Annotated in this window: 12 protein-coding genes; 5 read left to right on the top strand and 7 right to left on the bottom strand. The window is 65.9% G+C overall.

What is annotated here, in order from left to right:
- The first annotated feature begins 184 nt into the window (after nucleotides 1–184).
- Nucleotides 185–2020, top strand: a complete 1836-nt coding sequence (locus ACE039_RS25035; protein ID WP_485823605.1) for an ATP-binding response regulator — start codon at nucleotides 185–187, stop codon at nucleotides 2018–2020.
- Complete coding sequence (locus ACE039_RS25030; protein ID WP_448709562.1) at nucleotides 2017–2652, top strand: response regulator; 636 nt, start codon at nucleotides 2017–2019, stop codon at nucleotides 2650–2652. The genes ACE039_RS25035 and ACE039_RS25030 overlap by 4 nt, the downstream gene beginning before the upstream one ends.
- On the opposite strand, the gene ACE039_RS25025 is transcribed toward ACE039_RS25030, so the two are convergent.
- From ACE039_RS25025 to ACE039_RS25005, 5 genes are all read right to left on the bottom strand, one after another.
- Entirely contained in the window at nucleotides 2591–4765 is a 2175-nt protein-coding gene (locus ACE039_RS25025) for a peptidase domain-containing ABC transporter (RefSeq protein WP_332007454.1), read from the bottom strand. The two genes, ACE039_RS25030 and ACE039_RS25025, sit on opposite strands and share 62 nt — an antisense overlap.
- Complete coding sequence (locus tag ACE039_RS25020; protein WP_485823604.1) at nucleotides 4762–6009, bottom strand: HlyD family secretion protein; 1248 nt, start codon at nucleotides 6007–6009, stop codon at nucleotides 4762–4764. The genes ACE039_RS25025 and ACE039_RS25020 overlap by 4 nt, the downstream gene beginning before the upstream one ends.
- A gap of 311 nt (nucleotides 6010–6320) precedes the next feature.
- Nucleotides 6321–6518, bottom strand: coding sequence for a hypothetical protein (locus tag ACE039_RS25015; RefSeq protein ID WP_448709558.1), 198 nt, complete (start codon nucleotides 6516–6518; stop codon nucleotides 6321–6323).
- Nucleotides 6519–6730: 212 nt separating this feature from the next.
- Nucleotides 6731–7726, bottom strand: coding sequence for a Dyp-type peroxidase (locus tag ACE039_RS25010; protein ID WP_448709557.1), 996 nt, complete (start codon nucleotides 7724–7726; stop codon nucleotides 6731–6733).
- Nucleotides 7727–7828: 102 nt separating this feature from the next.
- A complete protein-coding gene (locus ACE039_RS25005; RefSeq protein WP_105556190.1) occupies nucleotides 7829–8593 on the bottom strand; it encodes a MipA/OmpV family protein in 765 nt (254 codons plus the stop codon).
- 132 nt (nucleotides 8594–8725) lie between these two features.
- Here ACE039_RS25005 and ACE039_RS25000 point away from each other — a divergent pair, with 132 nt between their 5' ends.
- Together ACE039_RS25000 and ACE039_RS24995 are read left to right on the top strand one after the other, a co-directional pair.
- Entirely contained in the window at nucleotides 8726–9394 is a 669-nt protein-coding gene (locus ACE039_RS25000) for a response regulator transcription factor (RefSeq protein ID WP_448709556.1), read from the top strand.
- Nucleotides 9391–10746 (top strand): ATP-binding protein, encoded by a 1356-nt coding sequence (locus ACE039_RS24995; protein ID WP_485823603.1) that lies wholly within the window; start codon nucleotides 9391–9393, stop codon nucleotides 10744–10746. Before ACE039_RS25000 ends, ACE039_RS24995 begins: the two co-directional genes overlap by 4 nt.
- Before the next feature lie 31 nt (nucleotides 10747–10777).
- On the opposite strand, the gene ACE039_RS24990 is transcribed toward ACE039_RS24995, so the two are convergent.
- The gene (locus tag ACE039_RS24990) at nucleotides 10778–11686 is read right to left on the bottom strand and encodes an alpha/beta hydrolase (RefSeq protein ID WP_485823602.1); all 909 of its coding nucleotides are present in this window, start codon (nucleotides 11684–11686) and stop codon (nucleotides 10778–10780) included.
- Entirely contained in the window at nucleotides 11659–13704 is a 2046-nt protein-coding gene (locus tag ACE039_RS24985; RefSeq protein ID WP_485823601.1) for a TonB-dependent receptor domain-containing protein, read from the bottom strand. The genes ACE039_RS24990 and ACE039_RS24985 overlap by 28 nt, the downstream gene beginning before the upstream one ends.
- A 286-nt stretch (nucleotides 13705–13990) precedes the next feature.
- Between ACE039_RS24985 and ACE039_RS24980 the strand changes: the two genes are divergently transcribed.
- Entirely contained in the window at nucleotides 13991–15037 is a 1047-nt protein-coding gene (locus ACE039_RS24980) for a helix-turn-helix transcriptional regulator (RefSeq protein WP_485823600.1), read from the top strand.
- Nucleotides 15038–15124 lie beyond the last annotated feature (87 nt).

Below are 15124 nucleotides of genomic sequence, written 5' to 3'. Positions count from 1 at the left end.
ACCCACGCCCGCATTGCCCGCGTGAACGGGATGCTTGAGGTCTCGTCCGCGCCAGGCCAGACCGTCTTGACCGCCGTGCTGCAAATACGCCCTGTCGCGCCGCAATCGGTCTAAAATCCGCCTACATTCCGCACCGGGTCTTCCCGGTCCAGGCCTTTCCCGCGCGTAGCCTTCCCCCAGACCCGTGCAGCCCGCCATCGGCCCGTCTCCTTCCCCTTCCGCGCCCGCCGCATCGCATGCTTCATCGCATGCCGCCCGCATCCATCAGGTGCAGGTAGAGGCCTTGCGCCGCAGCTTCCCATTTGCGCTGGCGGGGTCGCTGATCAGCGCCTGCTTTTCGGCCTTTGCGTTGCACGGCGTGCTTCCCCTGAATGAAGTCCTGTGGTGGATCGGGGCGACGCTTGCCGTGGGCGCGCTGCGCCTGGCTGCCATGTTCGCCTACGACCGCCGCCGCGCGGATCCGGCCGCTGCGCAACGCTGGCTGCGGCGCATGCTGGTGGGTAACCTTTGCTCCGGCATCCTGTGGGGCCTGCCGTTTGCCTACTGGACGTTCTTCGTTCCGCTGGAATATCAGCTCTTTTTCATCGTCATCCTCTTTGGCCTGGGCACGGGCGCCATCTACTCGAACTACATGGTGCTGCCCATCATGTACGCGTTCGAGATACCCGCCTTCGCGCCCATGTTCATCGCGCTGGCCGCGCAGCCATCCGCCATCCATCTGGCGCTGGTGTCGGGCGGGCTGGCGTACCTGGTCGCTACCCTGGCCTTCATCCATCGCATGAATCGCACGCATCTGGATGCGTTGCGGCTGGGATACGAGAACCTCGCGCTGCTGGAACAGGTGCGCCAGGAGAAAACCGCGGCCGAGCGCAGCGACCTGGAAAAGTCCCGGTTTCTCGCCGCCGCCAGCCATGACCTGCGCCAACCGGTGCACGCGGTGAATCTCTTCCTGGGCTTGCTGACCAATGAGCCCCTGTCCCGCCATGGCCACTACCTGGTCGACAACATCGCCAGCGCGATGGCGGCCATGGGCCACCTTTTCGATGCCTTGCTGAATCTGTCGCGGCTGGACGCCGGGGTCATCGACCCTCGCTGGCAGGGGTTTCCCGTGAATCCGCTGCTGGACCAGCTGCGCGCCGAATACGCGCCGCAGGCCCGGGAAAAAGGCATGTCGCTGCGCGTGCGCGCCTGCTCGGCCAGCGTATTTTCGGACCCGGTGCTGCTGGAACGCATCCTGCGCAACCTGATCAGCAACGCCATCACGCATACGGCCGGTGGCCGCGTGCTGGTCGGCTGCCGCCGCGCCGACGGCCAATTGCGTATTGAAGTCTGGGATAACGGCGCGGGCATTCCCAAACCCGAACAGGAACGGATCTTCTGGGAATTCCACCAACTGGGCAATCCGGAACGGGACCGCAGCAAGGGTCTTGGGCTGGGCCTGGCGATCGTCCGCCGCACGGCGCGGCTGCTGGGCCACCCGCTGGAATTGCGTTCCGAAGAAGGTCACGGCACCGTATTCAGCGTGACCATGCCGCTGTCTTGCGCCGTTGACGCCGGCCCCACCGAGGCCAGTCCGGAAGCGTCACGGCCAACCGGACGGCAAGCCGGACTGCCGGGGCAATTGGCGCTATTGGTGGACGACGATGCCCAGAACCTGGCCGGACTGACCATGCTGTTTGAAAGCTGGGGATGCCGCGTCATCGCGGCAACCAGCGGCAATGCCCTGTTCGAACGCGTGCTGCTGCTGACCGAACGCCCTGCCCTGATCATCAGCGACTATCGCCTGCGCGAACACGAAACCGGCATCCACGTGATCGAGCGTCTGCGCGAGGAATACAACGATCCGGACCTGCCCGCGCTGCTGGTCAGCGGCGACACCGATCCGGCGCGGCTGGCCGAAGCCGCCGCGCGCGGCATCCCCCTATTACACAAGCCGGTTCAAGTGCAGGCGTTGCGCGAACGCGTGACCGCCATGCTGCGGGCATCCGCCGCCAGCCCCCACTCCGGAGACGCCGAATGAAGGCCGTATTGCTTGTCGATGATCACGCCATGTTCCGCGAAGCCCTGGTCATGGCGCTGGCGCATGCCCTGCCGGCGCTGACGGTGCATCCCGCCGCCAGCGGCCAGGAAGCGCTGGATGTGCTGGAGCGCCACACCGGCATCGGCAACGTCATCATGGACTACTACCTGCCCGACATGGCCGGCGCGGACCTTCTCAAGCGCTTGCGCCAACGGCGTTCGCAACTACGCGTGCTGGTGCTGTCCGCCTCGCAAGACCCCGAAGACGAGCGCCGCGCGATGGAGGCCGGCGCGCGCGGCTATCTGAACAAATCCGCCAGTTGCCAGGAGCTGGCCGCGGCGCTGGAAGCGATCAACGCGACCGACACCGTACCCGGCAGATTCGCTGCCGGCGCGCCGGCCGGCGCACAGGACGATGCCGCCCTGCTGCGCACCTTGACGCCGCGCCAGGGCGAAGTGCTGCGGCTGATGTGCGACGGCCTGCGCAACAAGGAAATCTCGGAACGCCTCAACATGACGGAAAAAACCGTCAAGACACATGTGTCGGCGATTCTGGGCACGCTTGGCGTGCTTAATCGTACACAGGCGACGCTTGTGGCTCGGCGCGGCGGCGTGTTCGGGAAGCCGGTTTAAGCGCGCCGCTGTCGGCGGCGACTTTGCCGCCCGCCAGCGCAATCTCGCGCCCGGCCGCAGCGATGGTGTCGGGCCGATGCGCCACGATCACCCGCGTCATGTTCAGTTTGGCGATGGCCACGTTGACCACCCGCTCGCGCGTGATGTCCAAATGGCTTGTCGCCTCGTCCAGGAACAGCAGCGCCGGCTGCTTGTACAGCGCGCGCGCCAGCAACACGCGTTGTTTCTGTCCGCCGGACAATACCGTTCCCATGTCGCCAACCAGCGTGTTGTAGCCCATGGGCATCGCGCAGATGTCGTCGTGAATGGCGGCGATTGCCGCGCATTCGGCGGCTCGGTCCGGGTCGTACTGCGGGTCGAAGAAGCTGATGTTCTCGCCGATGGATCCGGCAAACAGCACATCGTCCTGCAGCACCGTTCCCGCCATCCTGCGCAGGGCGGCCGCGCCCATTCCGCGCACCGGCACGCCGTCGACCAGCACTTCGCCTTCGGTAGGCGTCAGGATGCCCAGCAGGATATTGATCAGCGTCGTCTTGCCGCCGCCGGAGGGGCCCGTGATGGCGACGGATTCGCCCGGTTCGATGCGAAAGCTGACATCGTCCAGAACGTAAGGCTCTTGCGGGCTGTAGCGAAAACGCAGATTGCGCACTTCGATGGCGGGTGACTGCGTCACGGCGCCATCCGCGCGCGGCATCTCGTCGGCGGCTTCCGGCGTCTCGCGGACGATATCCGCCAGGCGTTCGCCCTGCAGCCGCAACATTTTCACTTCCACGAACTTGTCCAGCAGCGCCGCCACCCGCTTGTCGAATAGGGTCTTGTAGACGATGAAGGCCAGCAAGGCGCCGACCGTGAACTGGCCATCCAGGACCAGCCGCGCGCCCAGCCACAGGATCGCAATCGACGACAGGCCGAAGAGCAGGCCGTTGAACGTGCGGAAAAACAGCGCCCACTTCTGCACACGCAGATCGGCATTGATTTCGTTGACCAGCAGCGCCAGCCAACGCGAACGCCGGTCATTCTGATGCTGGAATAGCTTGATTGCCTTGACCCCGCGCACGGTTTCCAGAAAGTGCGATTGTTCTTTCGCGGCGTGAATGATGTGTTCTTCGGTGGCATAGCGCAGCGACGCATAGCCAGACCACCTCGCCAGCCCGTACAACGCCATGGCGCCCACCGCGATCCACGCCAGCGGCGGGCTGTACAGGAACATCAACACCAGCGTGATCACCATGACGATGCCGTCCAGCAGCGCCTCCAGGAACGACGTGGTGACGGTGCGCTGGATGGTGTCGATGGCCCCGAAGCGCGACACGATGTCACCCAGGTGCCGCTTTTCGAAGTACCCGACCGGCAGCCGCAGCAGATGCGTGAAGACGTTGCTGCGCCATTGCAGGTTCAGCGTCGTGCCCATGAACATCAGCATCCAGCTGCGCGCCACCGACGTCAGCTGCAGCATCACCATCAGCAGGCCAAAGGCCAGCGCCAGCGTGGTCAGAAGGTCGCGGTCACCGGTGTTCAACACGTGGTCCACGACCCATTGCAGGAAAAAGGGCTGAACCACCGTCAGCACTTCCAGCGCCAACGCCAGCAGCATTACCTGCGAAAACGCCGCGCCCAGGCCGGTAACTCGCCCCGTCAGTTCACGTAGCCGGACCGGTTTGTTCTCGTTGGCCGTCTGGAAATCCGGCGTCGGCCACAGTTCCAGCGCCACGCCGGTGTACGACGCGGACAGCTCGCTGATGGTGCATTTCCGCACGCCAGAGGCGGGGTCGATCAGCGTGGCCGACCGGGCATTGATGTCGGTCAGCACCACGAAGTGGTTGAATTCCCAATGCAGGATGCAGGGAAGTTTCAGCTTGCCAAGCGCGCCCAGGCCCGCCTTCACGGGCCGGGACGCCAGCCCCAGCTGGCCGGCCACATGAATCAGCGTTGCAAGCGTGGCGCCTTTGAGCGACACGGGAAAGCGGCCTCGCAGGCTGGCCAGGCTTTGGTGGTGGCCATGGAACCCCGCAACCATGCCCACGCAAGCCAGTCCGCATTCGGCGGCCTCGGTTTGCAGGAGCCTGGGCACCCGCCGTTTGACGCCGAGCGTCAGGCGTTCAAGCATGGTCACAGTTTCCCCGACAGTCGATAGGCGGGATCGAACGCCCATTGGTACAGGCGGCGCGTCTGCTGAAGCAGGTCGGCGTCCAGCCGCATGCCGGGCCGCAATGCCAGCGCCTGCCCCTGGGGGCCGTACGCCGGCGTGTCCAGCGACACCGTGATCCGATACATCGGTTCTTTATCGCCCGTTCCCGCAGCGCCATCGGTCATTTGCCATTCCGGCAACGCGCTGCGCGTCACGGTCTGGACCACGCCGCGCTGCTGGCCAAAGGTCTGGTATGGGTAGGCTTCAAGGCGCATCAGCACCGCATCGCCCGGCGCCACGAAACCCACCGCGCGGCTGGGCGCGTACAGCTCGGCCAGCAACTTGGCGCCGTCAGGCACGATTGCGGCCAGCGGGCGCCGGGGGTCCACCGCCTGGCCCACCTCGGCCGTCATCGCGGTCAGCACGCCCGCCTGCGGCGCCGTCACGACGACGCGGCGCTTGGCTTCGCTTTGGGTCAGGTCCACCGCCACGCCCGCCAGATCACGGTCCAGCTGCGCCAGCTGGTTCTGCTGGCGCAGCGTCAGGTCGGCCAGCGAAGATTTCCGATTGGCCAGGTCCATGGCGATACCGATGCGGTCGCGCAGCAAAGCCTGCAGCTGGTTGCGCTGTTCTAGCAGATCAGCGCGCTTCTGGTCGGATTCTTCGGGCGACAGGTAGCCCTTTTCCATCAGGTTTCGATAGCGCTGCGCGCTATCCTCCGCCAGCTTGATCCGGCCGCGTTGGCCGTCGATCTGGCTGTCGATCGCCGCAAGCTGCGACGTCAACCCGTTGATGCCGGCGGCCAGCGTGTCGTGTTCGCTTTGTTGCAGCAACAGGGTTTTCTGGCGGGCCTGGCGCAGGCTGTCTTCGCGCTGCCGTATCTGCCCGCTGATGGCCTGCTGGGTGTCGCCAAGCGCGCTTTGCTGGTCGCCCGACACGACGTACAGCACGTCGCCCGCCCGGACATGCTGGCCCTCGCGGGCGGGACGTTCCAGCACCACGCCCGCCTGTGGCACATAGAGCTTGAGCAGGCCGGCGTCCGGGGCAAGCTGGCCGCTGACCGTCGCGCGCTTGGTATAGGTGCCGAACGCCAGGAACAGGCACACGGCCAGCACGAAGCCGCCCAACACCGCCGTGACCAGGGCAAACGACACCGGCCGGATCAAGACGATATCGCCCAGTCCGACGGAACGTTGCGCGGCTAGCGCTTGTTTGCGATAAAGCGACATCGGGCAAGGCCTGAAACAAGCAGAGGGAAAAAAGCGCGCGACGGCCAAGCCGCCGCGTGTCATGACTGCAGCCTGGAACCGGGCTTACCGGAAGTTGCTCTGGCGGCTTGGCCTGGCGGCTGGGCCCGTGGGGGCCGTCGGGCTTTTGATGAAGATTCGCCGGCTATTCGCCCCCCCGCTCACTTCCAGGACTTCGCGCTCGCTGAGCGGTTGGACCTGCTTTTCCGAGGTGTCGTCCATCGACACCATAGGCACGGTCTTTTCCATGGATGACTCCCGTTGGCGCGCCGTTGATGGCGTCGCGGGTTGACTTACTTTCCGGTGAAAAGCCCTTTGCCGGTATTCAGCATGCTGCCCCGAGCGCCGTTGCCTTTACCCGGCGTAACGGCCGTGAGCATCCGGGCCGTGCCTACGCCGCCGCTGACCTGGCCGATTTCTTCCGAGGTCAAAGGCTGAACCTGAAGGTCCGCTGCCGTATCCGACGGTTCCGGTTTGTTGATTTTCTGCATGATGTTCTCCTGCTTGCTGACAAAAGGAAGCCGCGCCAGCGCCGGCCAGGCAGCCCCCGCGCCGGCTCCCGCCGCGCTGCCATGCAGCCGGAAGGTTGGAACCTGAGCTGCGGGACTGCTCCTGGCGGACGGTAGCAGCGGACCGGTACGGACGCATCGGTCTTTAGTCGTAGAAGCAGAAATACCGGTGACGTGGAGCCGGGCAGCAACCGTCAGGCGGCCGAAGGAGAAGGCGTTGCCGCCAACTGCGGTGCTTGCGCAACGGCCGCACGCGTTTCCAGGGATTCCAGCAGTTCGGCGGACGGCACGAAGAACAGGCTGCCCGTCACGGCTCGGCTGTAGTCCAGCAGACGGTCGTAATTGCCTGCCGGACGGCCGACGAACATGTTCTCGAGCATTTGCTCGATCGGCGCGGGCGAACGCGCGTAGCCGATGAAATACGTGCCGAATTCACCCACGCCCGGACGGCCGAACGGCATGTTGTCGCGCAGGATCTTCACTTCCTGGCCGTTCTCTTCCAGCGTCGTCAGGGCGCTGTGCGAAGACGCCGGCTTGATATCGTCGTCCAGTTCCACATTCGATAGCTTGTGGCGGCCAATGATGCCTTCCTGGTTCTCGACGGTCAGGGCGTTCCACCCCGCCATGTCGTGCAGATACTTCTGCACCAGCACGTAGCTGCCACCCGCGAATTCCGAGTCTTCATCGCCGATCACGGTGAAATCGACGGCCTCGCGCCCTTCGGGGTTTTCGGTGCCGTCGACGAAACCGATGATGGCGCGCCGGTCGAAGTAGCGAAAGCCATGGACTTCGTCGACCACGGTCACGGCATCGCCCAGCCCGTTGACCAGCAGCGTCGCAAGCTCAAAGCAAACGTCCATGGATTCCGCGCGGATGTGCAGCAGCAGATCGCCGGGCGTGGACACCGCAACGCGCGCGCCGTCGCCGAACACGCGGAACGGATGCAGGGACGCCGGCCGCGGCTGCCCGAAGAGCGCATCCCAGGCGTCCGACCCGAATGCACAGACACAGGATAGATTCTGCTGCGGCGCGCGCGTCCCGACGGTACGCGTCAATGTGGCCACGTCGGCGCACCAGCCGCGGACGGTTTCGGCGGCGGCAGCCCCCGGGTTCAGCGTGGCGACGATGAATATCGCGTGGCGCGTGGTGGGGCTGTGGACAGCTTGGGGCTCGGGCGGGAAGGCAGGCATGGGATCGGATCATCAAAACGGGGTGACGGAAATTCTGGCGGAAATTGTATCTGTTCCCCCAGCGGAACCGTCATCCCTGTTTGCGTCCGCCCTGCCCACCGATCAGAAGCGGTACGCCACGCCCACCGAGCCGAATACGTTGGTCTTGCGGTCCGTCAGCGGGCTGTCTCGCGCGTCGCCCAGCAAGGTGTTGACGCCAATCGTGGACACCGTGCTCCAGCTGGGATTGATCTGGTACATCCAGGTGGAGTAGAGACCCACGTTCTTGAACCCCGACGAGGGCGAGTACGTCGACAGGCCCTCGCGGCTGCGGGCCGCTTGCGAGGACGTGACGCCGAACCAGGTCTGCATGTAGTCGCTGCTGGCCCATTCGGTGCGGACGCCCACCTGCACGGTGTGCTTCTCGGTCATCAGCGCCGCATACGACGCCCGCAGTTCCAGCGTGCCGCCGTAGCCGCTGCGGGCAGCCTGCTTGTAGCCCGCGCCCAGCGAATACCGGCCGGGGGTCCATTCCACGTAGGCGCCGTACGCGCCGTGGAATTTGATGTCGTCCAGCCCCTTCGTGAGGTCGGCGTCATCGGCCTTGCGGCCCAGCGACATCCCCACGAACACGCCCGCATCCAGATCGGATGCCAGCGAAGTCTTCAGCCCCATCGCGGGCAGCCCCATGCGGGGCGTGATGAAGAAATTGCCGGATTGGTAGTTGATCAGCGGCACCGGAAGCGCCCGATACTCGCTGGAACCCTCATAGACGGGAATCGCTCCGACCCCCAATCCGATGAAGTTCCCGCTTTGCGCGTAGACCGCGCCAGCCCCGGTGAACATCGCGCCCGCAAGCGCGCCTCTTGCTAATATACCCATCCGCATCAGGGCTTCCTTCAGTGTTATTACAGTGACCGTGGGCGACCGCCCCGGGGCTTGGCCTGCATTGTCCTGAGCAACTTTTAATAATTCTTTAAGGCCCCGGCGCAACCCGCCACGGACGGCCCTGGAGCTTGCTTGCGTATCCTGCTGGTAGAAGACGACCCCATGCTGGGCGACGCCCTGCGCGCGGGCCTGATTCAAGATGGCGCCGCCGTGGACTGGGCGCGCGACATGCCGCAAGCGCACCTGGCGCTGGTGGACCACGGCTATCAAGCCGTGCTGCTGGACCTGGGGTTGCCCGACGGCAGCGGCCTGGCGGTGCTGAAGGCGCTGCGCGGCCGCTTCGACACGACCCCCGTCCTGATCATCACCGCCCGCGACCGCCTGAGCGACCGCATCCAGGGCCTGGACGCCGGCGCCGACGATTACCTGGTGAAGCCTTTCCAGCTGGACGAACTGCTGGCCCGGATGCGCGCGGTCCTTCGCCGCAGCAGCAACAGCGTGGTGTCGGCGTTGCGCTGCCGCGACGTGGTGCTGGAGCCCGCGCGCCGCACGGTGACGCAAGGCGGCAGCGACGTCAGCCTGAGCGCGCATGAGTACCACACGCTGTTGGCGCTGATGCAACGCATGGGCAGCACCGTCAGCCGCGATCAATTGGAAGTTGCCGTCTACGGCAGCAGCGGCACCATCGAAAGCAACACCGTGGCGGTCTATATCCATCAGTTGCGACGCAAGCTGGGCGACGGGCTGATCGAGACCCAGCACGGGTTGGGCTACCGCATCGTGCCGGACGTGTCGTCATGAAGACCCTGCGCAGACAAGTCGCGGTTACGCTGTTCCTGGCCATGATCGCCACCTGGGTGACCGTCTTTTCCTTGATCTACCTGGAGCAGACCCGCGCCGAGACCGGCCTGTCGGACCGGGATTTGCGGGATGCCGCCCAGAAGGCGCTGCTGTCGCTGCCCACCAGCCTGCTGCAGGCAAAGCCCTCCAGCGAAGACCGCTTTGAACTTCCCTACTCCAATCGCTTCGATGGCGAATCGTTCAATTTCCAGGTGTGGGCGCTGGCCGACAAGCGGCTGCTTGTGCAGTCGCCTTGGGCGCCCGACTACCCCCTGATACAGGATTTCCACAACGGATTCGAAGACGTCACGCTGCGTGGCGAACGCTGGCGCGCCTATTCCGTGGCGGATGCCGATGGCCGCATACAAGTCCAGTTCGCCAAGTCGGAAGCGCAACTACGCACGGAAACCGCCGCGCGCATGCGAAACGGCCTGGCGTTCCTGAGCGTGCTCTTTCTGATACTGACGGGACTCACGTGGCTGGTCATGCGCCGTGCCTTCCGCCCCGTGGACCGCGCACGCGACGCCATCCTGAGCCGCCCGGCCATGGACCTGACGCCATTGCCCACATCGGGAATGCCCGGCGAACTGCAACCCTTCATCCAATCCATCAATAGCTTGCTGGAACGCCTGTCCGCCTCGCTCGACCGGGAACGCCGCTTTCTGGCCGACGCCGCGCACGAGTTGCGCACGCCATTGGCGGCGCTGAGCACCTACGCCGAATTGGCGGTGCGTAGCGATACCCCGCAAGCACGCGGCGAGGCGGTCGACAAGCTGCGCGACGTCGCCACCCGCACCACCCGTCTGGCCGAACAATTGTTGGACCAGGCGCGCACCGAGGCGCAAAGCGAGGGCCGCGCCGAACCCGTTGCGCTTGATCGACTATCGGAAATGATTGTGCGCGACAGCGAGGCGCTCGCCAAACGCAAGAACCAGCGCATCAGCCTCGACACCCACGCGGCGATGGTGAACGGTAACGTCGACGCGTTGGGCGTGCTGCTGCGCAATCTGCTGGACAACGCCTTGCGCTACACGCCAGAAGGCGGCCGCGTGGCCGTATCCTGCGGCCCGCTGCCCGACGGCGGCGCGCAGTTGTCCGTCGCCGACAACGGGCCGGGCATCGCGCCGCCCGAGCGCGAACGCGTGTTCGACCGCTTCTACCGCAAGGCCGGCACCATCGAGCGCGGCAGCGGCATCGGTCTGTCGCTGGTGGCGCAGATCGCCGCCAAGCACCACGCGAAGATCGAGTGGGGGCCGGGCGTGGACGGCCGCGGCGTGGGCATCACCATCGCATTCCCCGCAAGCGGCGCCTGACGGCCGGCCTGCGGCGACCCATCCCCCCGCGCTAGCGCACGTAATCGCGCAGCGTCGCCGCCAGCGACGCCGGCAGCATCTCGCCATGGCCAAGGCCTGGGAACACCCGTAGACGGGCCTGCACATGGGGGATGTTGCCCAGCGCGCGCACCACGCTTTCCGGGCTATCCGGGCGATCTTCGTGGCCCTGTGCTTCTTCGCCCGCCATCACGGTCACGTCCACGCCGGGTTCCGGCACAGGCGCCGGACGCGCCAGCGATTGCAGGATGAATCGGCCGTTCCACCAGATCGACGGACTGGCCGCGACGTAGTGCTGGAACGCCTGGGGCCGGCTCAGCGCCACATGCAGCGCGAACAGGCCGCCGTACGAATGGCCGTATAGCGTGCGGTTGTCGGCATCGATGCGATAGCGCCGTTCCACCAGCGGCTGGATGCGTTGTTGCAGGACCGCCAGAAAGCGATCGGCGCCGCCGCCCGGCTTCGCCCAACCCTGCGCATCGGGATCACGCGGCGAACCGCGCGGGGCGTCCGCGCCTGGAGAAGGCGGCGTGTAGTCATAAGACCGCGCCGTCACATTGAAGCGTTCGGCATCGTCATAGCCGATTCCCACCACCACGGCTTGCAGCGACGCGCCCTGCGGCAAGGCGGGCGTGGTCCGCGTCAGGCTTTCAAATACGGCGTTGCCGTCCAGCATGTAGACCACGGGATAACCGGCGGCTGGCGGCCCTTCCGGCGGCGCCCAGACCGACACCCGGTACTCGGGACCGCCGTCCGGCGCGGCCAGCACATAGCGCTGCACCTGCTGGGCCGGCACGCCAATCGCCAACGCGGGCGGTTGCGCCGCCATGGGCCGGCCGTGGCCGGGCTGCGCGTTCGCGGCCGTCGCCAGGCCCAGGGCCAAAGTGGCCCCCGTCAGAACGAAACGGATGTATTCAGCCATAGACGGCGCCCCTCATCGACTTGCCAGTTTCCATCCAGACCGGTTGTGCGGGTGCGATAGTCCACCGGAACGCGCTTGTCGGTCAAGTTCATCACCGCCAATCGGAAGGTGACGTGCGAATTCAATTCGTAGCTGCCGCCCAGATCGAACGTGGTGGCGCCGGGCCGCCGGCGCGTCGTCGTCGACACATTGCGATAGTTCGCCCAGTACTGTTCGCTTTGCACATTCGCCGACGCGTACAGCGACAAGGCGTCCGTCGCCCGCCAATCCGCCCGCAGGTTCAGCACATGGCGCGGCGTCCGGTCCAACGGCTGCCCTTGCAACGACGTGCCGTCATAGGCGACCTCGTCATTGGATTTACGCTTGGATTGCGTATAGGTGTAGTTACCCGTCAGCGTGACCGTGCGCGACAGCGGCCAGGTCAGGCTGGTTTCAACGCCTCGCAGGGTCGCGCGCCCGATATTGCCCCACTCGTACGTGGCGCCCGAGGTGCCCGCGCATCCGGTCACGCATTGGCTGTAGATCTTGTTCTTGAATTCGTTGTTGAACAGCGTCACGCCGGCCGCGACCCCGTCGTCGTCCTGGTAGTGCAGGCCGATTTCGGTGCTGGTGCTGGTTTCGGGCTTCAGGTCGGGGTTGCCGGCGATGCTGCCGCGCGGCGCGCCCACGGCGCCGCCCGTGGCCTGGATGTAGTCCGCCGAACTCTGGCGCAGTTCAGGCGCGCGGAATGCACGCGCGACACCGCCCTTGAGTGTCCAGGCGTCCGACAGGTGATAGACGGCATACCCGCGCGGACTCCAATGCTGGCCATAGCGCTCGTGGTCGTCCAGGCGCATGCCGCCCGTCAACGACAGGTTGTCGGTGACGGCCCATTCGTCTTCGCCGAACAACGCCCAGGACCGTGTGCTGAGGCCCGACACGGTGTTGCGCGCCGTGGTGGAGGCGGCTTCCTTGTCGGTGCCGTACAGGCGCGTGTCGATGTACTGCCCGCCCACCTTCAGCATGTTGCTCGGCAACGGCAGCGTCAACGTCGCGTCCAGCGTGGTATTGACCAGCCGCGTGTCCGGATACGACGTGGCGTCCTTGTCCCCGATCGTGTTGCTGGCCTTGCCTTCTTCGCGCTGCAGCGACACATTCGTCGTGCCGAAATTCCAGCGGCCCTCGTGCGAGACCGAATAGTGCGTGTGCCGGTTCTTCAATCGGTAGTCGCCCGTCTCGGTCGCGGCCAACGATTTGCCCACGGTGCCGTAGCGGTTGTATTCGTCCTGACCGGCTTCCAGCTGGATGTCCTGGTCTTTCGTCGGCGTCAGCGTCAGCCGGGCGGTCAATCCGCGGTCCCGGATGCCATACGAGCCGTCCACCACGTCGGCTTCCGTCCGTTGATTGGATTTTCCGAACAGCTGCAGGCCCAGCTTCTCGTCCTTGATCGGGCCCGCCAGGTAGAAATCCGCCTGCCGGCTGTTACCCAGTTCGCTGTGCTGCTGCAAGATCGTGCCCAGGTTGATCGAACCGGTCCACGCCTGCGGCACCTTGCGCGTGATGATGTTGACCACGCCGCCGATCGCATCGGAGCCGTACAACGACGACATTGGCCCGCGCACGACTTCAATCCGCTCGATGGCGGCCAGCGGCGGAATCTGGCTGGCCTGCACCATGCCCAGCTCTTCGCGGTTCAGCATTTCACGCGTGCCCTGCCGCTTGCCGTCCACCAGGATCAGGGTGTATTTGCCCGGCATGCCGCGGATGGAGATGTCCTGCTTGTTGGCATTGGCACCCACGACGCTGACGCCTTCGACATTGCGCAGCGCGTCCTGCAGGGTATTGAAAGGCTGCCTGGCCAGGTCTTCGTGCGTCAGCACCGTGATGCTGGCGGGCGCATCGGCGATGGATTGGTCATAGCCGCTGGCGGTGACCACCACGGGGGCCAGGGACTGCACGGGGCTTGCGGCGGCGTCGCCCGAAGGCGGAACCGTCTGCGCCTGGGCGGCGCCGGTCATCCCGGCGAAGGCCAGGGCCATTATCGTCCGGGGCCGGCGGAGGACGAAGACGGCGGGACTTTGGGTCATAATGGTACTGATTCTCATGGTCATTTGAAAGCCCGCCCATGATTCCACGGAAATCAGGCCCGCATGTTTGCGCAAAGCACCAGATGCTTTGCGGCGGCGCACGGCAACCACGCGAAGCGGGTGCGGCGTGGGGGCATTTTTTGTCGCAGGGCCGCCCCAAGACAAAAAAGCCCCCTCGGGGGGCAGCAAGCGCGCGAAGCGTGCGCAGCGTGGGGGTATTCACTTTTTTGGAGCAAGCATGGCGGGGCCGCGAAAACGGGCGGAAATGGCGGGCGGGATCTCATCCGACCAATTGCGGGCGGCGGGGACGCACGTGGGGGGATCGCACGATATCGAATCCCGCCATGGCGCGGGCGCCAAGACCCCGCTGGAAGGCAGCTTCGAGGTATTGGCGATGCGGCCCGGCCTGATGCTTCGGCGCGCCGACGTCCGCGATTGCGGCGACAACCTCGTCCGCTCCACGCTCACGCCGGGCTTGAAATTGATCGTGCTGGAACAAGGCGACGTGGAGCTGGAGTTCGGCCATCACCACCTGCGCCTCAAGGGTCCCGCGCCGGGCGAAGGCCTGCAAGCGCGCCTGCTGATGCTGACCGGACCCGCCAGCTTCATGCGCCGGGCGGCGCGCAACCACCGCGAACGGTCGATCACGCTGACAGTGGCGCCGCAATGGCTACAGGACGGCGGGCTGATTCCCGGCGGCTCCTCGCCGGGCGCCGTCGACACCTGGGCCATCCAGTCCTTTCTACAGACGCATCTGGCGCTGCATGCGTGGACGCTCACGCCCCGCGGCGTCACGCTGGCGCAACGCATCGCGCGTCCTCCCGCCCACGAGGACGGCGTGGACCGGTTGATGCTGGAATCCCGGTGTCTGGCCTTGCTGGGTGAAGGGCTTCGGCACGTGGCCCTGGCCGCGGCCGCCGGCGGACAAAGCGCCGGTACGCTGGCCAGTCGCATCAACCCGCGTCACGCCGCGCGTCTGCTGGACCTGCGTGCCCGCATCGATGCCGGAAAAGTCACTGGCCCGGGCCGTCTGGCCGCCCTGACCGCGCAAACCGGCTTGGGCGTGCGGGCGTTGCAACAGGGCTTTTACGCGCTGACGGGGTCGTCCGCCGTTGAATATCTGCGAGAGCAACGGCTACGGGCCGCCCAGCGCGCATTGTTGAATCAAGGCGTCAGCGTCGCCCAGGCCGCGGCCATGGCTGGCTATTCCAGCGCCGCCAATTTCGCCACGGCCTTCAAGCGTCTGTTCGGCGTGTCGCCCCGCGACGTCCGGATGCATGGGTAAACGCGCCCGCGCCACCGTCGCGCAAGGGCCGGTTTGCGCGCAAAATCACGCCCCCCTTCGGGTATAGTCTGGATCTCTTCGCGCCCT

It is taken from the genome of Achromobacter maghribensis, from assembly GCF_057334215.1.
This window is presented reverse-complemented; position numbering and strand designations above follow the sequence as displayed.